This window comes from Denitratisoma sp. DHT3 (assembly GCF_007833355.1).
Taxonomy (GTDB): Bacteria; Pseudomonadota; Gammaproteobacteria; order Burkholderiales; family Rhodocyclaceae; genus Denitratisoma.
The window spans coordinates 577518-602797 of the sequence record NZ_CP020914.1 but is presented as its reverse complement, the minus strand read 5'-3'; the positions used below and the strand labels follow the sequence as shown (position 1 = coordinate 602797).

Below are 25280 nucleotides of genomic sequence, written 5' to 3'. Positions count from 1 at the left end.
CTCTGCGCCGATTTTTGGTGCGCTCTCCCAACACACTGATTCATCATTGTTTTTCATCCTGGCACGGGCATTGCCATAGGTAGCCCAGGACGGCCGCATCCTGGCCGTCGTCACCAGGAGAAAAACATGAATATCCAACGTTCAGCCACGCTGCTCGCCACCCTGTCCATCCTCGGGCTCGCCGGCTGTTCCTCCAACCCCAGCAAACAGGAGATCGGCATGGTCACCGGCGCCGTGATCGGCGGCGTGATGGGCTCGACCCTGACCGGCGGCAGCGGCGCCGGCACCGTGGCGGGCGCCGCCGCCGGCAGCTATGTCGGCAACCGCATCGGCCGCGACCTGAGCAGGAAATAGACCGGACACCCAGCCATGAGCGCCCGCAGCCCATTCCCTACCCTGTTTCCCACCCTGCGCCCGGCCCTGGCATGCGCCGCCGCACTGGCCGTGTTCGCCCAGGCACCGGTCCGGGCCGCAGTGGTCGCAGTGGTCGCAGTGGTCCTGGACCCGCCGAGCCAGCCCGGGCACGGCATCCGGGCTTCCCGCCCGGCGGGACCAAGCGCCGCGACCCGTCCCTGGTACGCCAGCCATGATGTCGCCACGATCCGCTGCGACACCGCGGCAATCAGCGCGCGGGCGGGCGCGCTACCCTCGATCCACATCGCCAGCCAGTTCGGCGCGGCGATGGACAACGTGGATCGCGCCTGCCTGGTCCATGCCCTGGAATGGGCACCGGAACGGCGCCTGGTGCGCTGGAAAAGCCGCCAGCCCAGTGAAGCCATGTATGACGTCATCCTCCTGCGCAAGGAGGACCGCGTCAACATGCATTGCCGATTTTTCGAAGCCGCGTCAGCTCGCGGCGGCCAGCGCCTGCCCTGGCGCGGCAAGGCCTGCCGTGCCGCGGACGGCATCTGGAAAATCACTTGACCCCGCAACAAGGAGAATTGAATGGAAACCGCCTTCCTCGTCAAACGCAGCCCTCCCAGACTGCTCTATCCGGCGCTGATCGTCGCCGCGATCTGCGTCACCCTTTTCAGCCTGCTCGGCATCGCCGCCATGACCGGTCATCTACCGCAGGCGTCGGCCGGTACCGCCGCGAATGCCGCTGAGTCCGCATCCGCAAACGAGTCGGCGGATCAAGCCCGATCGCTGCCGGAAAACCGGCACGGCGGGCCGGCGCGAGCCGCCCCCTGCGGCAACTGCGGCGTGATCGAATCGATCCGTGCCACAGAGGCCAAGGGCAGCGGCTCCGGCACCGGTGCCGTGATCGGCGGCATCGCCGGGGCCGTGCTGGGCAACACCATGGGCCGCGGCAACGGCCGCACCGCGATGACCCTGATCGGCGGCGGTGCCGGCGCCTACGCCGGCAACGAGATCGAGAAGAACTCCAACCGCCGCACCATCTGGCAGACCCGGGTGCGCATGGAAAACGGCAGCAGCCGCACCCTCAGCAGCAGCCACCCGCCGGAATTCGGCGTCGGCGCCAAGATCAAGCTGGTCGACGGCCAGTTGGTCGCCGATCGGATCGGACAATGAGCCCTCGCACCGCACTCGAAGTCCTGGCGATCGGGAGCCATCGCTGAAAGGCAACGCCGCCGGGCCCGGATGATGGGGCCTGGCCCCGAGCCGGATGACCGAGAGCCGGCCCGGCTCGGGTACACTTGCGCCATTTCCTTCCGGACCCACCAAGGCAATGGCTCAATACGTAATGTCGATGCTCCGCGTGAGCAAGATCGTCCCCCCCAAGCGCCAGATCATCAAGGACATCTCCCTGTCCTTCTTCCCCGGCGCCAAGATCGGCCTCCTGGGCCTCAACGGCGCCGGCAAATCCACCGTGCTGAAGATCATGGCCGGCGTCGAGAAGGAGTACGACGGCGAGGTGCAGTGGCAGCCCAACCTGTCCATCGGCTATCTGCCCCAGGAGCCGGAACTGGACCCGGCCAAGACGGTGCGCGAGGAAGTGGAGTCGGCGCTGGGCGAGGTGATGCAGGCCCAGCAGAAGCTGGAGGCGGTCTATGCCGCCTACGCCGAACCCGACGCCGACTTCGACAAGCTGGCCGAGGAACAGGCCCGGCTGGAGGCCATCCTCGCCGCCGCCGGGTCGGACACCGAGCACCAGTTGGAGATCGCCGCCGACGCCCTGCGCCTGCCGGCCTGGGACGCCACGATCGGCAACCTTTCCGGCGGCGAGAAGCGCCGCGTCGCCCTGTGCAAGCTGCTGCTGTCCCGTCCCGACATGCTGCTGCTGGACGAGCCGACCAACCACCTGGACGCCGAGTCGGTGGAATGGCTGGAGCAGTTCCTGGTGCGATTCCCCGGCACCGTGGTGGCCGTCACCCACGACCGCTACTTCCTCGACAACGCCGCCGAATGGATCCTTGAACTCGACCGCGGCCAGGGCATCCCCTGGAAGGGCAACTACTCCTCCTGGCTGGAGCAGAAGGAAGCGCGCCTGGAGCAGGAGAACAAGCAGATCGACGCCCACATGAAGGCGATGAAGCAGGAGCTGGAATGGGTGCGGCAGAATCCCAAGGCCCGCCAGGCCAAGAGCAAGGCCCGCCTGGCGCGCTACGAGGAGATGTCCAGCGTCGAATACCAGAAGCGCAACGAGACCCAGGAAATCTTCATTCCGCCCGGCGAGCGCCTGGGCGACAAGGTGATCGAATTCAACGGCGTCAGCAAAGCCTTTGGCGACCGGCTGCTGATCGACAACCTGTCCTTCGCCGCGCCGCCGGGCGCCATCGTCGGCGTGATCGGCCCCAACGGCGCCGGCAAATCCACCCTGTTCAAGATGATCCGCGGCCTGGAGCAGCCCGACAGCGGCGAAGTGGCGATCGGCTCCACGGTGAAGATCGCCGCCGTGGACCAGAGCCGCGAGGGCCTCGCCAACGACAAGACCGTGTTCGACGTGATCGCCGACGGCGCCGACGTGCTGACCGTGGGCAAGTTCGAAATGCCCAGCCGCGCCTACATCGGCCGCTTCAACTTCAAGGGCGCCGACCAGGGCAAGATCGTCGGCAAGCTCTCCGGCGGCGAGCGGGGCCGCCTGCACCTGGCCAAGACCCTGATCTCCGGCGGCAACGTGCTGCTGCTGGACGAGCCTTCCAACGACCTCGACGTGGAGACCCTCCGCGCATTGGAGGACGCCTTGCTGGAGTTTTCCGGCTGCGTGCTGGTGATCAGCCACGACCGCTGGTTCCTGGACCGGATCGCCACCCATATCCTGGCCGCCGAGGGCGACAGTCAATGGACCTTCTTCAACGGCAACTACCAGGAATACGAAGAGGACAAGAAAAAGCGCCTGGGCGAGGAAGGCGCCAAGCCGAAGCGCATCCGCTACAAGCCGATCAGCCGCTGACGCCCGCTCGGGCGCGGTCCTCGGCCCGCCACCCCTCGGGATGGCGGGCGTTCAGCGGATGGATCAGTGGCGAACCCTCAGGCTGGCCGCGAAGACCTGTTCGGCCGAGGAGGAGAAGTGGAACTGCTCGAACACGCGCTGAATGCTGGCCTCGTCCAGTTCACGCTCGGGATTCTCGAAGCGGATGCCCAACGGACCGCCGTTCGAAGCCAGGGTCATGAAGGCGAAACGCCAGCGCTGCACTTCCGCCAGGCGTTCGCGCAGTTCGCGCTCGTTGCTGATCACCACGCCGGCAGCCTTGAGGGAATCCAGGAATTCTTCAAAGGACTCGTCGCTGTAACTACCCATTTGTATCCTCGTTATCGGAAGCAGGTGTTTAGCCACCTGCATCCGATAACGCACTCGCCCGCCTCGGGTTGACAGGTCCTCAGGCCAGCCAGCGACCGAGGGTGGCGATGGCGATGGTCACCCCCGCCAGTACCAGGTTGAGCCCCACCAGCCGGCGGATGCGGTTCAGCGCCGCCGCCCCGGCGGGCCAGTCGGCCGCCGCGATGGCCCGCTTCAGGGCGCGGTAGGGCGCGAAATAGACGTGCGCGAAAATGGCCATCATGGCGAGCCCGACGGCCAGCATCAGGTGCCAGTTGAGCGGCGCTGCGGCGAAGCCCACTTCGACCAGCCGCACCAGCCCGCTGACCAGGATCAGCGCCACCGCCGCCCAGACCCAGGCGAAGAAACGCCCGAACACCGCCCGCCACAGGCGCAGGCGCTGGGGCGGCTCCAGCACCTCAACAGCCGCCGGACGCAGGCAGACATAGGCGAAGAACATGCCGCCGACCCAGACCACGACACCGCTGACGTGAAGAAAAAGCGTTATTGCTTGCAGGGACATTGCAGACTCCAGACTCCTTGCGCGGACCGTCCGCGGGACGTCACCATAGCATTTCACGCCAGACCGGGCACCGAGGAATAGAATCCGGTTCCGCTTTTTGCTCCTTTCGTCCATGGCTTCATCCCGCACCACCCTGGAACTCCTCGCGCCGGCCAAGAACCTGGAGTTCGGCATCGCCGCCATCGATCACGGCGCCGACGCCGTGTATATCGGCGGCCCGGCCTTCGGCGCCCGCGCCGCGGCGGGGAACTCGGTGGCCGACATCGAACGGCTCGCCGCCTACGCCCACCGCTTCAACGCCCGGGTGCTGGTGGCCGTCAACACCATACTCACCGACGCGGAGCTGGAAGAGGCGGAACTCCTGACGCACCAGTTCTACGACGCCGGCGCCGACGCCCTGATCGTCCAGGACATGGGCCTGCTGGAGCTCGACCTGCCGCCGCTCCAGCTCCACGCCAGCACCCAGACCGACATCCGCAGCCCGGCCAAGGCCCGCTTCCTGCAGGACGCCGGCTTTTCCCAGATCGTGCTGGCGCGCGAGCTGTCCCTGAAGCAGATCCAGGCGGTGGCGGCGCAGACCGACGTCGCCCTGGAATTCTTCATCCACGGCGCCCTTTGCGTCGCCTACAGCGGCCAGTGCTACATCAGCCACGCCCACACCGGCCGCAGCGCCAACCGCGGCGAATGCTCCCAGGCTTGCCGCCTGCCCTACGCCCTGGAGGGGCCGGACGGCCAGGTGGTCGCCCGCGACCAGCACCTGCTGTCGATGAAGGACAACAACCAGAGCGACAACCTGCGCGCGCTGGTGGACGCCGGCATCAGCTCCTTCAAGATCGAGGGCCGGCTGAAGGACCTCAGCTACGTCAAGAACGTCACCGCCCACTACCGGCTGCTGCTCGACCAGTTGCTGGAGGATCTGCCCGGTTACCGGCGCAGTTCCTCCGGCCGCAGCCACCTGCTGTTCACGCCCCGCCCGGAGAAAACCTTCAACCGCGGCACCACCGACTATTTCGTGCGCGAGCGCCAGACCGACATCGGCGCCTTCGACTCCCCCAAGTTCGCCGGGGAACCGATCGGCCGGGTGCGGGCGCTGGGCGCGCGCCACGTGGAGGTGGACGCCACCGAGCCGATCCACAACGGCGACGGCCTCAGCTACTACGACGCCGAGGGCAAGCTGGCCGGACTGCGGGTCAACCGCGCCGAGGGAGACCGGCTGTTCCCGGCGGAACCGGTGGCGGACCTGGCGGGCCTGACCGTGGGCGCCGCCCTCTACCGCAACCGCGACCAGGCATTCGAGCGCCTGCTGGAGAAGAAATCGGCCGAGCGCCGGATCGACGTCCGTATCGCCCTCGCCCGCACCGCCGCAGGACTGCGGCTCACCCTGGAAGACGAGGACGGCCACCAGGCCGCCGCCGAACTGCGCCAGACCCTGGAGCCGGCGCGCGATCCGGCGAAGGCCCGGGAAGCGCTCGCCGAGCAGCTGGGCAAGCTCGGCAACACGATGTTCGCCGCGCGGGAAGTCCGCATCGAAATGGAGACGCCCTGCTTCCTGCCCGCCGCCGCCATCAACGCGCTGCGCCGACAGGCGGTGGAGGCGCTGGAAGCGGCGCGCCTGGCGGGCTATCGGCGCCCGCCCCGGGCGGCGGCCGTGACCCCACCGGCGCCCTATCCGGAAAACGAACTCAGCTACCTGGGCAACGTGCTCAACCGCAGGGCCCGGGATTTCTACGCCCGTCACGGCGTACAGTTGATCGCCGACGCCTACGAGGCCAACCAGGAAACCGGCGCGGTATCCCTGATGATCACCAAGCACTGCCTGCGCTACAGCTTCAATCTCTGCCCCAAGCAGGTGAAGGGCATCCGCCCCGAGCCCATGACCCTGGTCAACGGCAAGGAGCGGCTGACCCTGCGTTTCGACTGCAAGCCCTGCGAAATGCACGTGATCGGCAAGCTGAAGAAAAACCGGGTGATCCCGATCCTGGACCGGGCCACCGCATCCTCCTGACGATCATGAAAAAAGCCTTGCTCCTCACCGCCGCGACGCTCCTCCTGGCGCTCGGCCTGCAATTCCTGATGCCGCCCGGCGCCGAACGGGCCGCCGGCAACGCCGTGCCGCCGCCCTGGCGGATCGAGAAGCTGGCGGACGGCCATACCCGCGTCCTCGGCCTGGTGCCCGGCGTCAGCACCCTGGGCGAAGCGCGGCAGCGCTTCGGCGCCGACCTGTTCATCGCGGTGATCGCCGCGCCGAACGAAACCGGCGCGCTGGAGGCCTACCTCGACGGCATGAACGCGGGCTCGATCACCGGCAAGCTGATCCTGACCATCGACGCGGCGCCGGAAATCGTCGCGGCGATGAAGCAGCGCTCGACCAAATCCGAATACATGGAAAGCAGCACCCGCAAGTACCGCCTCGCGCCCGCCGACCTGGAGGCCGCCCTGCGCCTGCCGATCCGCGCCGTCGGCTTCATCCCGTCGGCCAACCTGGACGCCGCGACGGTGGAACAACGCTTCGGCCGTCCCGTCGAACGCCTGCGCGCCTCGGCCGAGAGCGAACACCTGCTCTACCCCGACCTGGGACTGGACGTCGCGGTGAACGCCAAGGGCAAGGAGCTGCTGCAATACGTCGCACCGGCCCGCTTCGGCCTGCTGCGCGACAAGCTCACCGGCCCGGTACCGGGAGCCGCCGCTCAGTAGTGCGGCGGGATCTCGTCGCGCAGGCTGCGGAATTCGACGAACAAGCCATCCCTCCGCCATTCGCCATGGCTTTGTCGCCAAAATGGCGACAGTGATACACTGAAAACTCAAGTAATCGTTGGAGGTGAAGAATGAGTACCGCTGCTACCAAACAAGATCGTATCGGCGCCCGGGTTCCACACGAGGTCTACGAGACGCTGTGCCGCGCCGCCGAATTGACGGGCGCCACAGTCAATCAGTTTCTGGTGCAGGCCGCGCTGAAAGAGGCCCAGGAAGTCATCGAGCGCGAGGAGGTCATCCGCCTCAGCCCGCGCGACTGGAACTGGTTACTCGACTTGATGGAAAACCCGCCCAAGCCGAATGCCAAGTTGAAGGCTGCCCTGAATCGCTATCAAAAAGCCAAGCGAGACGATGCAGGTACTGCCTTTAACTGGGAACCATGACCGGCAGGCGTTCGACTGCGGCCGCCAGGAACTGAACGACTGGCTGCGGCAGGTCGCACGCCAGCATCAGGACAAGGGGTTGTCAAAAACCTTCGTCGCCCTCCGCGAAGAAGAGCCGGCGCGCATCTGCGGCTACTACGCGCTGACCTTGGCCGAACTCGAAAATCGGCATCTGCCGGAGGCCTGGCACAAGAAGCTGCCGCGCCGCATTCCCGGCGTGCGCCTGGGGCGACTAGCGGTCGACCGGCAATATCAGGGCAAAGGTCTGGGCGAACTGCTGTTGATCGATGCCCTGACGCGGGCGCGGCGCATCTACGCTGAGGCCGGTGGCATCGGCCTGTTCGTCGATGCGCTGGATGAGCAGGCGGCGGCGTACTACCGGCGCTTCGGCTTTCAGTCAGCACCGGACAATCCGCTGCTGCTATTTCTATCGGCACAAGCCGAAGGCGAAGGACGCCCGAAGGGCGGTCCCGCGCAGCGGGATGCCGTCACGAGCGAAGCGAGGCGGCACAAAGGTCGTGGAACGAGAATGATTGAAAAGTGAAATGACCAACAACAATAAAGAAACCGAACGGGCGGAACTCCACAAAACCATTTGGCGCATCGCCAATGACCTGCGTGGCAGCGTGGACGGCTGGGACTTCAAGACCTACGTGCTCGGCATGTTGTTCTACCGTTTCATCTCGGAAAACCTCACCAACTTTTTGAACGAGCACGAGCGCAGGTCGCCCGACAGCAGCCCCGATTTCGACTACACCATACTCAGCGATGAAGATGCCGAGTTTGGTCGTACGTCCACGGTAGATGCCAAAGGCTTCTACATTCTGCCCTCGCATCTATTTGCCAACGTGCGCAAGCGTGCTCGTCACGACCCTGACCTCAACCAAACCCTGTCCCGCGTGTTCAAGGACATCGAAGGCTCGGCCATCGGCGCAGACAGCGAGGATGATTTCAAGGGCTTGTTCGACGACCTCGACGTCAACAGCAGCAAGCTCGGCCTCACGGTCGCCAAGCGCAACGAAAAACTCGTGAAGCTGCTCGACGCCATCGGCGATCTTCCACTCGGCAGCTTCTCCGACAACACCATCGATCTGTTCGGTGACGCCTACGAATACCTGATGCAGATGTACGCCTCCACCGCCGGCAAGTCCGGCGGCGAGTTCTACACTCCGCAGGAAGTCTCCGAACTGCTGGCGTGCATCGCGGTCAGCGGCAAGACCGAAGTCAACAAAGTGTACGACCCCGCTTGCGGGTCGGGATCGCTGCTGCTCAAGTTCGCCAAGGTACTGGGGCAGGACAAGGTACGGCAGGGCTTCTTCGGACAGGAAATCAACCTGACCACCTACAACCTGTGCCGGATCAACATGTTCCTGCACGACGTCAATTACGAGAAATTCGACATCGCCCACGGCGACACGCTGACCGATCCGGCCCACTGGGACGACGAGCCCTTCGAGGCCATCGTTTCAAATCCACCCTATTCGATCAAATGGGACGGCGACGCCAACCCGCTCCTGATCAACGATCCGCGCTTCGCCCCGGCGGGCGTGCTCGCTCCCAAGAGCAAGGCTGACCTTGCTTTTACGATGCACATCCTGAGCTGGCTGGCGGTCAACGGCACGGCGGCCATCGTCGAGTTTCCCGGTGTGCTCTATCGCGGCGGCGCGGAACAGAAAATCCGTCAATACCTGATCGACAACAACTATATCGACGCCGTGATCCAGCTGCCGCCCGATCTGTTCTTCGGCACCACCATCGGCACCTGCATCATCGTGCTGAAGAAGTCGAAGCGCGACAACGCCACGCTGTTCATCGACGCCAGCGCCGAGTTCGTGCGCAGCGGCAACAAGAACAAGCTCACCGAAGCCAGCCGGCAGAAAATTCTCGGCGCCTTCAGCGCCCGCAAGGACGCGGCGCACTTTGCCAAGCTGGTCGAAAACGCCGACATCGCCACCAACGGCTACAACATCGCGGTCTCGTCTTATGTGGAACAGGAAGATACGAGCGAAGCGGTGGACATCCGGGTGCTCAACGCCGAAATCGCCCGCATCGTGGCGCGGCAGGCGAAACTACGCACCGCCATCGATGCCATCGTTGCCGATCTGGAAGGAGAAAGCGCATGACCAACGGTGACAGCAAGGTAAAACTCTTTGAATCCAGCCAAGTCCGTGCCGAATGGGACGCTGACAACGAGAAGTGGTGGTTCTCGGTGCTGGACATCATTGCCGTCCTGACCGACCAGCCGGACTACAAGAAGGTCAGGAACTACTGGAAGTGGCTGAAAAACAAGCTGATGACCGAGGGCAGCCAGTTGGTTAGCGCCACTAACCAACTGAAATTGAGAGCCGCCGACGGCAAGCTCTACAAGACCGACGTCGCCGATACCGAGCAGATCCTGCGGCTGATCCAGTCCATTCCCAGCAAACGCGCCGAGCCCTTCAAGCTGTGGCTGGCGCAGGTGGGCAGCGAGCGTCTGGACGAAACCGTCGACCCCGAGCTTTCCATCGACCGCGCCATTCAGAACTATCGCCGCCTCGGCTACAGCGAGAACTGGATCAACCAGCGCATCAAGTCGATCGAAGTGCGCAAGGCGCTCACCGACGAATGGGACAAGGCCGGCGTGCAACAAGGGCAGGAGTACGCCGCGCTGACCGACCTGATGAGCAAGGTCTGGAGCGGCATGAGCACACGCGAATACAAGCAGCACAAGGGGCTGAAACAGGAGAACCTGCGCGACAACATGACCAACACCGAACTGGTGCTCAACATGCTGGCCGAAGTGGCCGCCACCGACATTTCGCTGGTGCGCAACCCGCAAGGGCTGGCCGAGAGCGCCCAGGTCGCCGCCGAAGGCGCCCAGACCGCCAAGGCCGCACGGCTGCAATTGGAGAAAAGCACCGGCCAGCCGGTGGTGAACCGATTGAATGCGAAGAAGCTGGGCACGCGGCAACTGGAAGGAAAGAAAAAATGAGCCGCATCGATGCCCTGATCGCGGAGCTTTGCCCGGAGGGAGTGGAGTTCAAGCGTCTCGGGGACATTGCACGTATCAAGAACGGCAAGGATCACAAGACGCTCGATGACGGAGACATTCCTGTATACGGCTCTGGCGGAATCATGAGGTACGTCGACACCTACGCCTATGACAAACCATCAGTTTTGATTCCCAGAAAAGGCTCCCTTGGAAACCTGTTCTACGTCGACGTCCCATTTTGGAATGTCGACACCATCTTCTATACAGAGATCGACAAATCACGAGCGCTGCCGAAATTCCTCTACTACTTTTTGACCACTATTGGCCTTGGTGAGATGAACCAAGCTGGGGGAGTACCAAGTCAAACTCAGTCAGTTCTGAACGAATTGAAAATCCCCATCCCGCCGCTCAAAATCCAACGCGAAATCGTGAAAGTGCTCGACACTTTCACCAAATTGGAGACAGAACTGGAGGCAGAACTGGAGGCACGTCGACGACAGTACCAGTACTACCGCGACGCGCTGCTCACCTTCGATGAAACTTCTTGCGCGAGCGAAGCGAGCGCAAGCAAGCAAGCAAGCAAGCAAGCAAGCAAGCAAGCAAGCAAGCAAGCAAGCAAGCAAGCAAGCAAGCAAGCAAGCAAGCAAGCAAGCAAGCAAGCAAGCAAGCAAGCAAAATATGGTGGACGACGTTGGGTGACGTTGCAACCATCGTTCGTGGCGCGTCACCACGGCCTATTCAATCGTTCCTCACGGATGCCGAGGACGGCGTGCCGTGGATCAAGATCGGTGACATTGCCGCAGGCGGCAAGTACATCACCGATACCGCAGAGTGCGTAACGGAAGCTGGCGCGGCAAAGTCAAGACGGGTTTATCCTGGCGACTTCGTACTGTCCAACTCGATGAGTTTTGGACGGCCTTATATCTCTAAAATTGAAGGCTGCATCCACGACGGTTGGCTTTCCATAAGTGGTTTCAATGCCACGTTCGTACCGGATTTCCTGTATCACCTTCTTCGATCAACCCCTGTACAAGCCGAGTTTGCAAGACGGGCCGGGGCAGGAACGGTTCAGAACCTTAATGCTGATGTCGTGAAATCAGTTTTGGTTCCGGTGCCGTCATTGGATGAACAGAAGTACATCGTCGCCATCCTCGACAAGTTCGACGCATTGGTGAACGACATCTCCATCGGTCTGCCCGCCGAGATCAAGGCGCGCCGCCAGCAATACGAACACTATCGCGACCGTCTGCTCACCTTTCGGGAGGCGGCATGAGCGAAAACCTCAAGTCTTGCCGCTACGAACCGATTGCGCTTTCCAACGAAAGCACAGTCGTCGCCGAATTCGTGCGCCCGAACGAGGTGCGCGAGGAACGCTACCAGTCCGAGGTCGAGCTTGAGCGCGACTTCATCGAGCGCTTGCGGGTGCAGGCTTATGAATACCTGCACATCGCCAGCGAGGCGGAACTGGTCGCCAACCTGCGCCGCCAGTTGGAGGCGCTGAACAAGATCGCGTTTTCTGATGCCGAATGGCAAGCCTTCTTCGGCGAGAAGATCGCCGGGGCCAACGACGGCATCGTCGAGAAAACCGTGCGCATCCAGGAAGACCACGTGCAGGTGCTCAAGCGCGACGATGGCAGCACCAAGAATATCTACCTAATCGATAAACAGAGCATTCACAACAACCGCCTACAGGTCATCAACCAGTACGAAGTAGAAGGCAGGCGCGCCAATCGCTACGACGTGACCGTGCTGGTCAACGGCCTGCCGATGGTGCATGTCGAACTCAAGCGCCGGGGCGTGGATATCCGCGAGGCGTTCAACCAGATCGACCGCTACCAGCGCGACAGCTTCTGGGCCGACTCCGGCCTGTTCGAGTATGTGCAGTTGTTCGTCATCAGCAACGGCACGCTGACCAAGTATTACAGCAACACCGTGCGCGACGGCCATCTTGCCGAACAGTCGCCAGCCAAACGCCGCCGCAAGAAAACCTCCAACAGCTTTTCCTTCACTTCGTGGTGGGCCGATGCGAGGAACCGACCGATCACCGAGCTGGCCGACTTCACCAAGACCTTCTTCGCCAAGCACACGCTGCTGAATGTCCTCACCCGGTATTGCGTGTTCGACGTGGATCGCAAGCTGCTGGTAATGCGGCCTTACCAGATCGTCGCCGCCGAACGCATCCTGCAACGCATCGCCACCGCCACCAATCACCGTCAGCTTGGCACCGTTTCGGCGGGCGGCTACGTCTGGCACACCACCGGCAGCGGCAAGACGCTGACCAGTTTCAAGGCTGCGCAACTGGCGCGCGGGCTGCCGGAAATCGACAAGGTGCTGTTCGTGGTGGATCGCAAGGATCTGGATTACCAGACCATGCGCGAGTACGAACGCTTCGAGAAGGGCGCGGCCAATTCCAACACTTCGACGGCGGTGCTGCAAAGGCAACTGGAAGATGCGAACGCCCGCATCATCATCACCACCATCCAGAAGTTGAGCCGCTTCGTCGCCAAGAACAGGAAGCACCCGGTCTACGACGCGCATGTGGTGGTGATCTTCGACGAGTGCCACCGCAGCCAGTTCGGCGACATGCATCAGGAGATTACCCGCGTCTTCAAACGCTACCACCTGTTCGGCTTCACCGGCACGCCGATCTTCGCCGACAACGCGGGCACGGGCGGCAACCCCAGGCTGCGCACCACAGAACAGGCCTTCGGCGACAAGCTGCACACCTACACCATCATCGATGCGATCAACGACAAGAACGTGCTGCCATTCCGCATCGACTATATCAACACGATCAAGACATCACCGAGTATCAAGGACAAACAGGTGTCGGCCATCGATACCGAGCGGGCGCTGCTGGCGCCGGAACGCGTTGCGCAGATCGTCGGCTATATCCGCGAGCACTTCGACCAGAAGACCAGGCGCGACGCCAGCTATCGGGTGGGCGGCAAGCGGCTCAGTGGTTTCAATTCGCTGTTCGCCACGGCCTCCATCGACGCCGCCAAACGCTACTACACGGAATTCGCCAATCAGCAGAAGGACGTTCCGCCCGCAAAGCGGCTGAAGATCGGCCTGATCTACAGCTTCGCTGCCAACGAGGAGGAACCCGACGGGCTGCTGGGCGACGAGGAGTTCGAGACCGAAGGGCTGGATCAGGGCTCGCGCGATTTTCTGGACGCGGCCATCAAGGACTACAACGCCCTGTTCGCCACCAGCTACGACACCTCCGCAGACAAGTTCCAAAACTACTACAAGGATTTGTCGCAGCGGCTGAAGAACCGCGAGCTTGACCTCGTGATCGTGGTCAACATGTTCCTGACCGGCTTCGACGCCACCACCCTGAATACACTGTGGGTGGACAAGAACCTGCGCGCGCACGGACTGATCCAGGCGTATTCGCGCACCAACCGCATCCTCAATTCGGTCAAGACCTACGGCAACATCGTTTCCTTCCGCGATCTGGAGCAGGAGACCAACGACGCCCTGGCGCTGTTCGGCAACAAGGACGCCAAGGGCATCGTGTTGCTCAAGCCTTACGCCGAGTACTACGAGGAATATCAAAAGCGGATCGAGGAACTCATCACCAGTTTCCCGCTCGGCAAGGCGATCATCGGTGAAGCGGCACAGAAGGCGTTCATCAAACTCTTCGGTTCGATCCTGCGGCTGAAAAACATCCTTACGTCCTTCGACGATTTTGCCGGCAACGAAATTCTCAGCGAGCGCGATTTCCAGGATTACCAGAGCCTGTATCTGAATCTCTATGCCGAATTCCGCAGCATGTCAGATGTGGATAAGGAATCGATCAACGACGACGTGGTGTTCGAGATCGAGTTGATCAAGCAGGTCGAAATCAGCGTCGATTACATCCTGATGCTGGTCGAGAAATACCTGAAAGCCAAGGGCAGCGGACAGGACAGGGAAATCCGCGCCACCATCGAACGCGCGATCAACGCCAGCCCCAGCTTGCGCAACAAGAAAGACCTTATCGAACAGTTCGTGGACTCCGTCTCTACGAAGGCCAAGGTGGATGCGCAATGGCAGGCTTTCGTAACAACCAGAAAGGCCGAAGAGCTGGAACGAATAATCGCCGATGAGGGGCTCAATGCCGATGAAACGAGAGCATTCATCGACAATGCATTCCACGATGGGGTGATTCCGGTGACCGGCACTGCCATCACGAAAATACTGCCACCTGTTTCAAGGTTTACCAGAAACAACAACCATTCGGCGAAGAAGCAGGTGGTGCTGGACAAGCTTGCTGCATTCTTCGAGCGGTATTTCGGGCTGGCCTGAGTTCAAACCGTATTTCCCGCCACAGAGAGTGGCAGTCAATAGTGCGGCGGGATCTCGTCGCGCAGGCTGCGGGATTCGGCGGGCATCGATTCCTGCAACTGCTGGCGCAGCGCGCGCACCTCGCGCTGCAATTGCTCGATCTGCTGCTGTTGCCGGAACACGGTCTGATTCAGAGCCTCCAGCAGGTCCTCGGCAAAGCCGGCCTTGATCTCCAGTTCGGTCAGGCGATGCTCCTGCGCCGTGTCCATCGTCACTCCTCGGGCATGCCGCCGGTCCGGGTGGCCGGCCGGCGCAGATAATCGACCACCCCCGCCGCCGCGGCGCGGCCGCTGGCGAAACAGGCGGTCAGCAGGTAGCCGCCGGTGGGCGCCTCCCAGTCCAGCATCTCGCCGGCGCAGAAAACGCCGGGCAGCGCGCGCAGCATTAGCCCAGGCGTCAGCGCCTCGAAGCGCACCCCGCCGGCGCTGCTGATCGCTTCGTCCAGCGGGCGCGGCCGTTGCAGCACCAGATGCAGATCCTTGATGGCCGCCGCCAGGCGGACGGGATCGGCGTAGGTCTCCCGCACCGTGCATTCCCGCAGCAGGCCCGCCTTGACACCGGCGATGCCGGCCTTGCTCTGCAGATGGCTGGCCATCGAGCGGGCGCCGCGCGGATGGGAGACTTCGGCCTCGATCCGTTCCAGCGACTTGCCCGGTGCCAGGTCCAGCCGCAGCAGCGCCGTGCCGCCCGCCTCCAGCGCATCGCGCAGCGGTGCCGAAAGCGCGTAGATCAGGCTGCCTTCCACGCCGGTGGCCGTGACGACGAACTCGCCGCTGCGCTGGTGGCAGATGCCCTCGCGGTCGATGAAGGTCGCCGTCACCGACTTCACCGGCTGCCCGGCGAAGCGCTCGCGGAAATGCTCGCTCCAGACCACGTCGAAGCCGCAGTTGGCGGGCAGCAGCGGCGCGATATCGACGCCCCGCCGCGCCAGCAGCGGCACCCAGGCACCATCGGAACCCAGTTGGCGCCAGCTGCCGCCGCCCAGCGCCAGCACCACCGCGTCGGCCTCGACCTGCCGCTCGCCCTGGGGCGTGGCGAAGCACAGGCGGCTCTCCACCCAGCCCAGCCAGCGATGGCGCATGTGGAAGCCGACTCCGGCCCGGCGCAGCCGGTGCAGCCAGGCCCGCAACAGCGGCGCGGCCTTCATGTCGACCGGGAAGACCCGCCCCGAGGAGCCGACGAAAGTCTCGGTCCCCAGCTCCCGCGCCCATTCGCGCAGGGCGTCGGGACCGAAGGCCGCCAGCCAGGGCGCGACCTGGCCGCTACGGGCACCGTAGCGGGCGAGGAAATCCGGCGCCGCCTCGGCGTGGGTCAGGTTGAGTCCGCCCTTTCCCGCCATCAGGAACTTGCGCCCCACCGAGGGCATCGCATCGTAGAGATCGACCCGCAGACCGGCCGCCGCCAATCCCTCGGCGGCCATCAGGCCGGCGGGGCCGCCGCCGACGATGGCGACGCGGGATGAGGACACGGCATCGGCGGTCATGCGGCCTGGCCCCTAGTTCGCGCGCCGCGCCCGCTGCCAGGCGAGCAGCGCCCGCGCCGCGTGCGCCATGATGCGGTCGTGGTCCTGGCGCGGCAGGGTCTGGCGCAGGGATTCGAACAGGGCCTGGGTGGTCTCCTGGGCCAAGCCTTCCCGGGCCAGCCCCTCGTCCAGGCACTGGATCTGGATGTGGGCCAGGGCGTCGGCCACCAGGCGCCAGCCCAGGGTCGGCATGGCGCGGAGCAGCGCCAGCATCATGCCGCCCAGCTGCGCCAGCACGCGCAGCGCATCGTCGCGGCTGTCGCCGGCGATCATCGCGTGCCAGAGCGCCAGATGGAGATGACGGCGCAGTTCCACCTTGAAGTCCTGAGCGGCGAATTCCTCGGCCTCGACGGCCTCGAACTGACGCAGGAAGCGGGCGTCCGCCGCCGCGTCGAGGCCGGTGCGCAGATCGCCCAGCAGCCGGCTCAGCGCCGGGATGCCGACCAGGCCGAAGGCCTGGGTGTAGGCCAGTCCCCACTGGTCCAGTCCGCCCAGCAGCAGCGCCAGGCGCAGGGCGCGCGCCTCCGCGTCCGGCGTCGCCTCCAGCCACAGGCGCAGGGCGTCGGCGATGCCGGCCAGTTCGGCGTCCTCGGCGGCGGCGCCCTCCCCCACCGCCAGACGGAACACGCGGGCGAAAGTCTCCTGCACCGTATGCGCGGCCTGGCGCTGCGCCTCCGGCGAGAGCAGCGCGGCCAGCGGATCGGCGGGAATCGGGGCAATGATTGTGCTCATGGCCGGGGCGTCAGCCAGCGCGGTTCGACGGCGACGGTGCGCTCGCCGTCGGTCAGCCAGACGTGGCCGTCCTGGATCGTGCATTGCAACTCCATGGTGCGCCGGGTCAGCGCCGCCAGCCCGGCGCAGGTCTCGTCGTCTACGGCCAGCACCCGCACATTGGACAAGCGGCCGATGGCGTCTCCTTCCTTGGCCCACCAGGCATCCATCGCACGTCCGCCGTAGGCCAGCACCATCACCTCGGCCGCCCGCGACGAGGCGCGCCGCAGCAGGCGCTCGTCGGGCTGGCCGACCTCGATCCAGAGCCGCACCTCGCCGGAATATTCCTTCAGCCAGAGCGCCGGCTCGTCGTCGGCGGAAATACCGCGGCCGAACTCCAGCCGTTCATCGGCCGCCAGGACGAAGGCCAGCAGGCGCACCATCATCCGCTCGTCGGTCTCGGACGGATGCCGCGCCAGGGTCAGTCCGTGCTCGGCATAGTAGTTGCGGTCCATGTCCGCGATGTTCAGCGCGGCCTTGAAAACGGTGGATTTGAGCGCCATGAATCGAAAACGCCGGATCGTGACAAAGGGCGTGACTATACCCGACGCGGGACCGCCGCCCCCGGTTTCGGCAGGTGGGCTAACGCCCGCGCGCCAGCGTCTGGGAGGGCAGTTCCCCGAACAGTTTGCGGTAGGCGCGGGCGAAGACGCTGCCGTGGTAGAACCCCCAGCGCGCGGCGACGTCGCCGACGTTGCAGCGCGCCGGATCGGCGGCACGCAGCGCGTCGTGGACGCGGCGCAGGCGCGCCTGCTTGAGATAGGTGGCGGGCCCGATGCCGAACCGTTCCATGAAGCCGTACTGCAACGTGCGCAGCGAAACCCCCGCCGCCCGCACCAGGTCGGCGATGCCGATGTCCTCGTCGCAGCGGGCGTCGATCAAGGCCAGCGCCCGCGCCAGGTAGGCATGGCACTGGGTGCCGTTGGCGCCGCCGCCCAGCTGGCGGGGGGCGGCGCTTTCCGCCTGCGCCGTCAGCAGCGACAGCAGCAGCGTCTGTTCGATGGAGCGGGTGGTCATGCCGCGGCTGAAGGCCGATTCGGGATCGACGCTCTCCTGGCAGATGACGCCGAGCGCGTTGGCGAAGCTGCGGCCGCAGCCGGTGCCCAGCGCCATCCGCGGACGCAGCGGCAATGGCCCCGCCTCCAGGCCGGGAAAGGCGTCCCGCGCCAGCGCCCGCAGCCGCTCCCCCGGAATCGACAGCACCACGCTGATGCATTCCTCGCTCCAATAGGTGTCCAGACAGTCGCGCGGGGAATACACCAGGGCGCTGCCCGGCGCGACGGCGATCTCGCCGTGGCGGGTATGGCCCACCAGGCTGCCGCGCAGCGGCACCATCACCTGGTAGGAACCGATCGGGCCGGAGGTCGCGGTCACGGCGGCGCCGTGGGCGACGCCGAACAGATGGCCGAGATCCATCGCCACGTGGCTGATGCGGATGTCGGCCGGCCGGCGGCCGCCGCAGGTGACCAGCCGGCGCGGCTCGATCAGGTTGCTCACCGTCCGCTCGGCAAGCATGGGATCGTCGCAACGCAAACGCGTCGCGGCTCCCAGCGGAAAGCCCTTGATACCCGGAACAGCGTGCGTCATGAAGCGTCTCCTCGGGCCCGTGCCGGACAGGAGCGCCCTGTGCCGGGCCTCATGGTGGTGGCCTGACTCGCCGGATGCGACGGCGCATCCAGGAGACGCTTATAACAAAGGCCCATCCGGGTGTCGATGGATCAGACTGCAATCCCGCGGCAACGCCGCGACCGGATCAGGCCGGCGGCGGAGTCGTGCCCGGTAACGGGGCGGCGGGCTCGGGACGCCCGGCCCGTTCCGCCTCCTCCAAGTAGGGGTAGCGGAGATGGCCGTAGCGGATCACCAGCACGGCCACGGTCAGCAGCAGGATCGCCATGGCGATCGCCAACATCCGCGTCTCGCTCATCTCCTTGAGGTCGAGGATCAGGTAGCGGGCCAGGGCGACCATCGCGATGTAGAGCGGAAAGCGGACCGGGAGCTGCCCGGCCCGGAAGTACTGGCCGATCATGGCCAGCACCTCCAGATAGAGGAACATCAACAGCAGGTCGGAGAGCCCCACCCGGCCGGCCGCGACCATGGTCTGGGTCTCCTGGAACATCGAGTAGCTGGTGGCGAAGCCGACCACCAGCAGGCCGACGTATTCCACGGCGCTGAGACCCAGGGTGAAGAATCCGCGCACCTGTTTGAAACCCTCGGTTCTGGTATCCATCTCTCGGCTCCCGGTTTCGGCGTCCGACCGCCACAGGGGATTATCCCCTCATCGCCGACGCCTCAGCTATGTCCCAGATAACTGTGGAACACGCCGTTCGGATCGTACTGCTTGCGCAATTTCTGCAGCCGGTTCCAGTTTGCCGCCGTGAAGCACTGCCGGTAGCGATCCGGATTCAGGCGCCCCTCGACCTCGTTCACGTAGTGGCCGACCGCGTATTGGTCCAGCAGCGGGATGTTCTTCGCCAGCCAGTCGTAGATGCGCGGGTCGTCCTGTTCCTCGTCCCAGATCCCGTAGGCGCCGACGTAGCAGTCGGCCGCCCAGGAGAAGCATGCGTCGGCGCGGGGCTTGGTGGCCATGTTGAAGGAGGCGAGCACGTGGCAGTCCTTGGTCGGCGCGCTGCGGAAGTGGTCCGCCACCGCCAGCAGTGCCTTGCCGCCTTCGTTGGTCAGCACGTTGTCCACCGCGTAGCGGGCGCAGCGGCCGGCCGGATCGTTGAGACTGAAGTAGCGCTCGTACAAGCCCTCGAAGCTGAAGGGCTGGTTCTCCATTTTCACCAGGCACTTGGTGGCCAGGTCGGAAGCGGCGAAGGGCTTCAGGACCTCCAGGCACTTCTGCTCGCTGTCCTCGAACACGAAGGCGGTGAAGAAGACGATCTTGGACTTCTCCGGCGGCGCATCGGCGGGAACCTCCGGATGGTGCATCAGCACGGTGATCAGCTCCACCCCCGCGACATTGTTCTCCTTGCGGATCCTGTCCAGCGTGGCGGTCACCATTTCCAGTTGGGACAGCGGGAAGATGTAGGAACTGGCCAGGATGGCCTTGGGCACCGGATAAAGTTGCAGGTGCAGGCGGGTGACGACGCCGAAGAAGCCGGGACCGACGCCGCGCACCGCCCAGTAGATGTCCGGGTGCTCCCTGGCCGAGACGTGCAGCAGCCGGCCGTCGGCGGTGACCACGTCGGCGCCGACGATGGAGAGCGTGGCCATGCCGCCGCGCTGGGCATAGTTCCAGCCGATGCCGCCGCCCATGGTGAAGCCCCCCAGCCCCACCGAGGGACAATGCGGCACGGGGAAGCTCAGGCCCTTCTCCCGCGCGGCGGTGACCAGCTCCAGACTGCGCACGCCGGGCTGGATCGAGGCGATCCGCCGGTCGACTTCGATGCTGATCTCGTCCATCGCGGAAAGGTCCAGCAGCATGCCGCCGTCGCGCAGCGAGGGACCGCAGGAATTGTGGCCGCCGCTGCGCACCGCGACCCGCAGCTTGTGCTGCGCGGCGTATTTGACCGCCGCGACCACGTCCTCCGCCGACCTGGCCTGGACGATCATCTCCGGATAGCGCTTCGGCTTGGACATGTGCCAGACCATCGACTGGCGCCACATTTCGTAATTGGCGTCCTGGCGCCGGATGATCTTGCCGGCGACGCCGGGAATCGTGAAACGGGCCGGCTTTTCCGCGGCCAGCGCGCGCGGCGCGCGCAAGGCATTGACCGCACCCAGGGCGGTCAGGCCGACCAGTTGCTGCAAGGCCCGGCGGCGCGATGACGATTGTTGGTTCATGAGTTCCTCCCATGACATGAAAATGGAGCTTTTCCGCCGGGCAGACTTTCCCACGAAGAGGAGCGAGCCCGACAGAGCTTTTCCGCCGGGCCGCCCCAAGGAAAAGCGGCACGCGCCGGAGGCGCAAACGGCACACTGCTGCCACGAAGACCCCCAAACATCCGAGCGCAGCGAGCCATATCGAACCCCCCGGAGGGGGGCGAAGGGGGGTGAGCCTTTTTCAATTGACGTTCTCGAAGTAAGCCGCGAGGTTGGCGATATCCTCGTCCGACAGCGGCTTGGCCAGCGCGTTCATGTTGGAATCCTTGCGCTCGCCGGAGCGGAAGGCCTTGAGCTGCTTTTCCAGATAGGCCGCCTTCTGGCCCTGCAGATTGGGATACTGGGGCGCCTTGCCGATGCCGTCGGCGCCGTGGCAGGCGACGCAGCCCCCCACCTTGGACATCGCGGCGGCGGCATTGCCGGCGGCCAGCGCTGCCGGCGCCAGCAAGGCCAGCGCGGCGACGGACAAAGCGGCCGCGAAACGATCACGAATGCTCATTGAGAAACTCCTCCTGTTTTATTTTTTTCAGGGACGCAGCACGGCCTTCACCACCCGGCCGCTCTCCGAATCGCTCATCGCCTGGTTGATCTCGTCCAGGCGATAGAACTTGACGATCTTCTCCAGCGGCAGGCGCCCGCTGCGGTACAGATCGATCAGCTTGGGAATGAAGTTGTCGGGCACCGCCTGTCCCTCGATGATGCCCATCACCGTGCGGCCGAACATGATGCTGTTCATGTCGAAGGTGACCTCGGTGCCCAGCGGCGGCGCCCCCACCAGGCCGCACACACCGGGCACCACCAGGCTTTCCACCGCCTGGCGGAAGACCGCCGGAATGCCGGTGCATTCGAGAGAGAAATCCATGCCGCCGAGCTTCTGGGCCTCCTCCACCACATCCACCTGGCGCGGGTCCAGCGCATGGGTGGCGCCCAGCTCCAGCGCCACCTTCCTGCGCTCGGCGTTGGGCTCGACGGCGACGATCGTGGTGCAGCCCACGGCGACGGCGGCCATCACCGCCGACAGGCCCACCGCGCCGCAGCCGAAGATGGCGATGCGCGATCCGGCCGGGGGCCGCAAGGCGTTGATCACCGCCCCGGCGCCGGTCTGGATGCCGCAGCCGAGCGGCCCCAGCAGTTCCAGGGGCACGTCCTTGGGCACCTTCACCGTGTTGGCTTCGCTCGCCAGCGCATAGGCGGCGAAAGAGGACTGGTTGAAGAAGTTGGCGAAAATCGGAATGCCGTGCTGATGCACGGTGGGGGAACCGTCGATCCGGACCCCGGCGAAGTTGCAGCCGAAGATGTTGGCGCAGTGGGTGGGATCGCCGTTCCGGCAGGCCGGACAGTGGCCGCAGGCGCGATAGCTCATGACCACGTGGTCGCCGGGCTGGAGCTTGGTGACCCGGGCGCCCACCTTCTCCACGACGCCCGAGCCCTCGTGGCCGAAGACGGCCGGGAAACGCACCGGATACAACTGGTCGCGGCCGATCATGTCGGTGTGGCACACGCCCACGCCGACCACCCGCACCAGCACCTCGTCTTCGCGCAACTCCGCCAGTTCGACCTCGGTGACATCGAACTTGCCCGACTTCTCGCTGACAACGGCAGCCTTGGTTTTCATCTTTTCCTCCTCCTTGATTGCGACGGTCCCTCAGCGGGACGGTTTTTTCCAGATGCCGCGTTCCTGCATCAGGGCGATCTGGCGGTCGATCACCTTCTCCTTGTACTCGGCGTGCATCATCGGCGCGCGATCCAGGTACAGGTTCTTCGGGTAGATCTCGCGGTCGTAGATGATCTGCGCCAGTTCCGATCTGACATCCTTCATCCAGTTCGACACCTGGGCATTGGCGCGATGGTGGCGCAGTTGCTCGATGTCGATCACCCCGGCCACGTAGGTCGAGCCGGCGCCGTATTCCTGCCTGCCGACGATGGCGCCGCGATGGTTGATGATGTAGGAGCGGCCGCCGAAGGTGTCGATCGGCGTGGTCGAGTCCGGGAACAGGTAGTAGGTGCCCATGTTCGGCGACAGCACGTACATGTTGTTCTCCAGCGCCCGGGCGCGCGAGGAGATCTCGAAGAAGTCGTTGCCCGTGCCGGGATGGGGGAAGGAGGCGCGGTAGGCCACCTCGCAGCCGTTCATCGCCAGGCCGCGGCCGTTCTCGGGATAGGAAGCCTCGTTGGCCATCATGACGCCCAGGCGGCCGATCTCGGTATCCACCACCGGCCAGAACGCGTCGAGGGTGCGGCCGTACTTCTCGATCCACCAGTCGAAGATGTCGTGGGGCGTCATGCTGTGCTCCACCGGGTACAGCGTCGCCAGCTTGTAATGCTTGAGGATCACCTCCCCCTGCGGGTCCAGCACGAAGCCGACGTTGAAGAAGCGGTCCGGCCAGTCCGGATGCCGGGCCTTGGCCTGGGCCATGATGAAGACGTCGTATTCGCGGGCGATCCTGCCCAGGGCGTCGGTCTCCGGGCCGGGAATGTCGATGGCGCAGGTGTTGGCGAAGTCGGCGTGGTCGACGTCGAGCACCTCGTCGTTGAAGCCCTGCAGCCCGCCCTCCGGAATCACCAGCAGGCGCACCGGGATGTCCAGGCGCGACAGCCAGGCGGCGGCCTTGGTCAGGTGGCCCAGGTGCTCGATGTTCTTCATCATGTCCGAGCGCTGGCGGATGCCCCAGACGGTGGGGATCAGGCCGACGCAGTTGTACGGTTCGATCATGTGGTTTGCTCCTTGTCGATCGCGGAACGGGGTCAGGCCGGCAGTTGCACGGTGATCCACTTCCATTCGGTGAAGGTGTCGACGTCGATGTCGGTGCCTTCGCGGCCGAAGCCGCTGTCGCCGACGCCGCCGAAGGGCACGTGGGGCTCGTCGTGGAGGGTGGGCGCGTTGATATGCACCATGCCGGCATGGACGCGCTGGGAGAACTGCATGGCCTTGGTGATGTCGCGGGTGAAGATCGCCGCGCTGAGGCCGTAGCGGGTGTCGTTGGCGCGGGCGACGGCCTCCTCGAAGTCGGCGACCGGATAGATCGAGGTGACCGGACCGAAGGTCTCCTCGCGGCAGACCGTCATCGACTCGGCGACGCCGGTCAGGACCGTGGGCCGGCAGCGGTTGCCGATCCAGTCGCCGCCGGTGAGCAGCGTCGCGCCCTGGGCCACGGCGTCCTCGATGTGGTGGCGCACCCGCTGGCGCTGGCGTTCCGAGATGATCGGCCCGACCCAGGTGTTCGGGTCGCGCAGGTCGCCCATGCCCAGGCTTTCCGCCTTCGCCTTCAGGCGCCGGCAGAACTCGGCCTCGACGCCGCGCTCGACGTAGATCCGGCTCGACGCCATGCAGGCTTGCCCCTGGAAGAAGAACTGGCCCAGGGCGGCCGCTTCCACGGCGGCATCCAGGTCCGCGTCGGCCAGCACCACCAGCGGGTTCTTGCCGCCCAGCTCCAGCACCACGCGGCGCATCAGGGGGCCGCACAGGCCGGCGATGTGCTTGCCGACGCGGCTGGAGCCGGTGAACATCACCACCTTGACCAGGGGATGGGTGGTCAGCGCGTCGCCGATCTTGTCGCCGAAGCCGGTGACCACGTTGAAAGCGCCGGCCGGAATGCCGGCCTCGTGATATACCTCGGCGAGCAGGTGGGCCACCCGCGGCGCCTCCTCGGAAGTCAGCATCACCACGGTGTTGCCAGTGGCCAGCGGCGTCGAACTCAGCTTGACGTTCTTCAAGAGCGGCACGTTGAAGGGCGTGATACTGGCGATCACGCCCAACGGTTCGCGCACCGTCATGCTGAAGCGCCCCGGCGTCTCCGACGGAATGGTCTGCCCCGTCACCCGCCGCGCCACACCGGCGGCGGCGCGCAGGCAGTTGATCGCGTACTGCACCTCGAACTGCGCCTTGCCGAAGGGTGAGCCCACCTCGTCGGTGAGCACGTCGACGAACTCCTGGCGCCGCCGCTCGACGATCGCCGCGGCCCGCGACAGCCAGGCTTCGCGGTCGGCGGCGAGGGTCCGCCGATAGCCGTCGAAAGCCGCGTGGGCGGCCTGCACGGCGCGATCCACGTCGTCCGCGCCCGCCTCCGCCACCTGGGCGTAGGGCGCGTCGTCCTCCGGGTTGCGATCGATGAAATACCGGCCTGTCGCGGGCGCCACGTGCTGGCCGCCGATCCACAGATCCATGGGCGATCGCACCGGCATTGCTGTTGTCTGCACCATCATTTCCTCCTGGGTTTCTTCTGTCATGGGACCGCTCCGTCCCGTCGCGGCAGCGCAAGGCGGAAGCAGCCTTCCCCTTCGCATCCGCGGCCAATATAGCCACGACCCGATTCCGGGCGGTAGCGCGCTCGTGCAAGCGATAGCCCTTTTGCGCAAAAAAAACGTTCGCACCGGCCGCCTTCCGGCACGCCGGGATCGACATGTCGACTTCTCGATATTCCTTGGCCTGTTGTAGCAAGAACCCCATCCCCGCCCCGAACTAGGATTCCCCCACAGTC

The 25280-nt window shown here is 65.0% G+C and carries 26 protein-coding genes; 13 read left to right on the top strand and 13 right to left on the bottom strand.

Translation table 11 applies throughout. The features are described 5' to 3' along the window. Positions 1-126: 126 nt before the first annotated feature. From B9N43_RS02685 to ettA, 4 genes are all read left to right on the top strand, one after another. Positions 127-354 carry a glycine zipper domain-containing protein gene (locus tag B9N43_RS02685; RefSeq protein WP_145840796.1) on the top strand — a complete coding sequence of 76 codons (228 nt, stop codon included), beginning with the start codon at positions 127-129 and terminating at the stop codon, positions 352-354. Between the two features lie 15 nt (positions 355-369). After that, positions 370-924, top strand: coding sequence for a hypothetical protein (locus tag B9N43_RS02680; RefSeq protein ID WP_145840795.1), 555 nt, complete (start codon positions 370-372; stop codon positions 922-924). A 21-nt stretch (positions 925-945) separates the two neighbouring features. After that, positions 946-1533: a glycine zipper 2TM domain-containing protein gene (locus B9N43_RS02675; protein WP_145840794.1), complete on the top strand. Its 588-nt coding sequence runs from the start codon at positions 946-948 to the stop codon at positions 1531-1533. Between the two features lie 157 nt (positions 1534-1690). Next, the gene (gene ettA, locus B9N43_RS02670) at positions 1691-3355 is read left to right on the top strand and encodes an energy-dependent translational throttle protein EttA (protein WP_145840793.1); all 1665 of its coding nucleotides are present in this window, start codon (positions 1691-1693) and stop codon (positions 3353-3355) included. Between the two features lie 63 nt (positions 3356-3418). On the opposite strand, the gene B9N43_RS02665 is transcribed toward ettA, so the two are convergent. Both B9N43_RS02665 and B9N43_RS02660 read right to left on the bottom strand, forming a co-directional pair. Continuing rightward, positions 3419-3703 (bottom strand): hypothetical protein, encoded by a 285-nt coding sequence (locus tag B9N43_RS02665; RefSeq protein ID WP_145840792.1) that lies wholly within the window; start codon positions 3701-3703, stop codon positions 3419-3421. Between the two features lie 79 nt (positions 3704-3782). Continuing rightward, positions 3783-4244 (bottom strand): DUF4149 domain-containing protein, encoded by a 462-nt coding sequence (locus B9N43_RS02660; RefSeq protein ID WP_145840791.1) that lies wholly within the window; start codon positions 4242-4244, stop codon positions 3783-3785. Between the two features lie 112 nt (positions 4245-4356). Between B9N43_RS02660 and B9N43_RS02655 the strand changes: the two genes are divergently transcribed. The 9 genes from B9N43_RS02655 to B9N43_RS02615 all read left to right on the top strand — a co-directional run bounded on the left by B9N43_RS02655 (position 4357) and on the right by B9N43_RS02615 (position 14645). After that, a complete protein-coding gene (locus tag B9N43_RS02655; protein WP_145840790.1) occupies positions 4357-6249 on the top strand; it encodes a peptidase U32 family protein in 1893 nt (630 codons plus the stop codon). 5 nt (positions 6250-6254) lie between these two features. After that, a complete protein-coding gene (locus B9N43_RS02650) occupies positions 6255-6938 on the top strand; it encodes a hypothetical protein (RefSeq protein ID WP_145840789.1) in 684 nt (227 codons plus the stop codon). A gap of 131 nt (positions 6939-7069) precedes the next feature. Continuing rightward, positions 7070-7381 (top strand): DUF1778 domain-containing protein, encoded by a 312-nt coding sequence (locus B9N43_RS02645; RefSeq protein ID WP_145840788.1) that lies wholly within the window; start codon positions 7070-7072, stop codon positions 7379-7381. Continuing rightward, a complete protein-coding gene (locus tag B9N43_RS02640; RefSeq protein WP_145840787.1) occupies positions 7350-7925 on the top strand; it encodes a GNAT family N-acetyltransferase in 576 nt (191 codons plus the stop codon). Before B9N43_RS02645 ends, B9N43_RS02640 begins: the two co-directional genes overlap by 32 nt. Before the next feature lies 1 nt (position 7926). Then, the gene (locus B9N43_RS02635) at positions 7927-9504 is read left to right on the top strand and encodes a type I restriction-modification system subunit M (RefSeq protein ID WP_145840786.1); all 1578 of its coding nucleotides are present in this window, start codon (positions 7927-7929) and stop codon (positions 9502-9504) included. Continuing rightward, positions 9501-10352 carry a BRO family protein gene (locus B9N43_RS02630; protein WP_145840785.1) on the top strand — a complete coding sequence of 284 codons (852 nt, stop codon included), beginning with the start codon at positions 9501-9503 and terminating at the stop codon, positions 10350-10352. The genes B9N43_RS02635 and B9N43_RS02630 overlap by 4 nt, the downstream gene beginning before the upstream one ends. After that, positions 10349-11191: a restriction endonuclease subunit S gene (locus B9N43_RS17325; protein WP_222428782.1), complete on the top strand. Its 843-nt coding sequence runs from the start codon at positions 10349-10351 to the stop codon at positions 11189-11191. The genes B9N43_RS02630 and B9N43_RS17325 overlap by 4 nt, the downstream gene beginning before the upstream one ends. Beyond that, positions 11089-11625 (top strand): restriction endonuclease subunit S, encoded by a 537-nt coding sequence (locus tag B9N43_RS02620; protein WP_261379432.1) that lies wholly within the window; start codon positions 11089-11091, stop codon positions 11623-11625. The genes B9N43_RS17325 and B9N43_RS02620 overlap by 103 nt, the downstream gene beginning before the upstream one ends. Next, complete coding sequence (locus B9N43_RS02615; RefSeq protein ID WP_145840783.1) at positions 11622-14645, top strand: type I restriction endonuclease subunit R; 3024 nt, start codon at positions 11622-11624, stop codon at positions 14643-14645. Before B9N43_RS02620 ends, B9N43_RS02615 begins: the two co-directional genes overlap by 4 nt. A gap of 35 nt (positions 14646-14680) precedes the next feature. On the opposite strand, the gene B9N43_RS02610 is transcribed toward B9N43_RS02615, so the two are convergent. From B9N43_RS02610 to B9N43_RS02560, 11 genes are all read right to left on the bottom strand, one after another. Beyond that, positions 14681-14893 (bottom strand): SlyX family protein, encoded by a 213-nt coding sequence (locus B9N43_RS02610; RefSeq protein ID WP_145840782.1) that lies wholly within the window; start codon positions 14891-14893, stop codon positions 14681-14683. Positions 14894-14895: 2 nt separating this feature from the next. Next, complete coding sequence (locus B9N43_RS02605; RefSeq protein WP_145840781.1) at positions 14896-16167, bottom strand: TIGR03862 family flavoprotein; 1272 nt, start codon at positions 16165-16167, stop codon at positions 14896-14898. Positions 16168-16179: 12 nt separating this feature from the next. Beyond that, positions 16180-16938, bottom strand: coding sequence for a hypothetical protein (locus B9N43_RS02600; RefSeq protein ID WP_145840780.1), 759 nt, complete (start codon positions 16936-16938; stop codon positions 16180-16182). After that, positions 16935-17480: a YaeQ family protein gene (locus B9N43_RS02595; RefSeq protein WP_145840779.1), complete on the bottom strand. Its 546-nt coding sequence runs from the start codon at positions 17478-17480 to the stop codon at positions 16935-16937. Before B9N43_RS02595 ends, B9N43_RS02600 begins: the two co-directional genes overlap by 4 nt. Positions 17481-17559: 79 nt before the next feature. Further along, positions 17560-18564, bottom strand: a complete 1005-nt coding sequence (locus B9N43_RS02590) for an AraC family transcriptional regulator (RefSeq protein WP_145840778.1) — start codon at positions 18562-18564, stop codon at positions 17560-17562. Positions 18565-18730: 166 nt separating this feature from the next. Then, on the bottom strand, positions 18731-19204 hold the full coding sequence (locus B9N43_RS02585) for a phosphate-starvation-inducible protein PsiE (RefSeq protein WP_145840777.1): 474 nt from the start codon (positions 19202-19204) through the stop codon (positions 18731-18733). Between the two features lie 62 nt (positions 19205-19266). Next, positions 19267-20763: an FAD-binding oxidoreductase gene (locus B9N43_RS02580; RefSeq protein ID WP_186453951.1), complete on the bottom strand. Its 1497-nt coding sequence runs from the start codon at positions 20761-20763 to the stop codon at positions 19267-19269. A 220-nt stretch (positions 20764-20983) separates the two neighbouring features. Further along, positions 20984-21301, bottom strand: a complete 318-nt coding sequence (locus tag B9N43_RS02575; protein WP_145840775.1) for a c-type cytochrome — start codon at positions 21299-21301, stop codon at positions 20984-20986. 27 nt (positions 21302-21328) lie between these two features. Next, positions 21329-22417, bottom strand: a complete 1089-nt coding sequence (locus tag B9N43_RS02570; RefSeq protein ID WP_145840774.1) for an NAD(P)-dependent alcohol dehydrogenase — start codon at positions 22415-22417, stop codon at positions 21329-21331. 30 nt (positions 22418-22447) lie between these two features. Then, positions 22448-23515 (bottom strand): nitrilase-related carbon-nitrogen hydrolase, encoded by a 1068-nt coding sequence (locus B9N43_RS02565; protein ID WP_145840773.1) that lies wholly within the window; start codon positions 23513-23515, stop codon positions 22448-22450. A 32-nt stretch (positions 23516-23547) separates the two neighbouring features. Then, complete coding sequence (locus B9N43_RS02560; protein WP_222428781.1) at positions 23548-25029, bottom strand: aldehyde dehydrogenase family protein; 1482 nt, start codon at positions 25027-25029, stop codon at positions 23548-23550. Between the last annotated feature and the right edge of the window lie 251 nt (positions 25030-25280).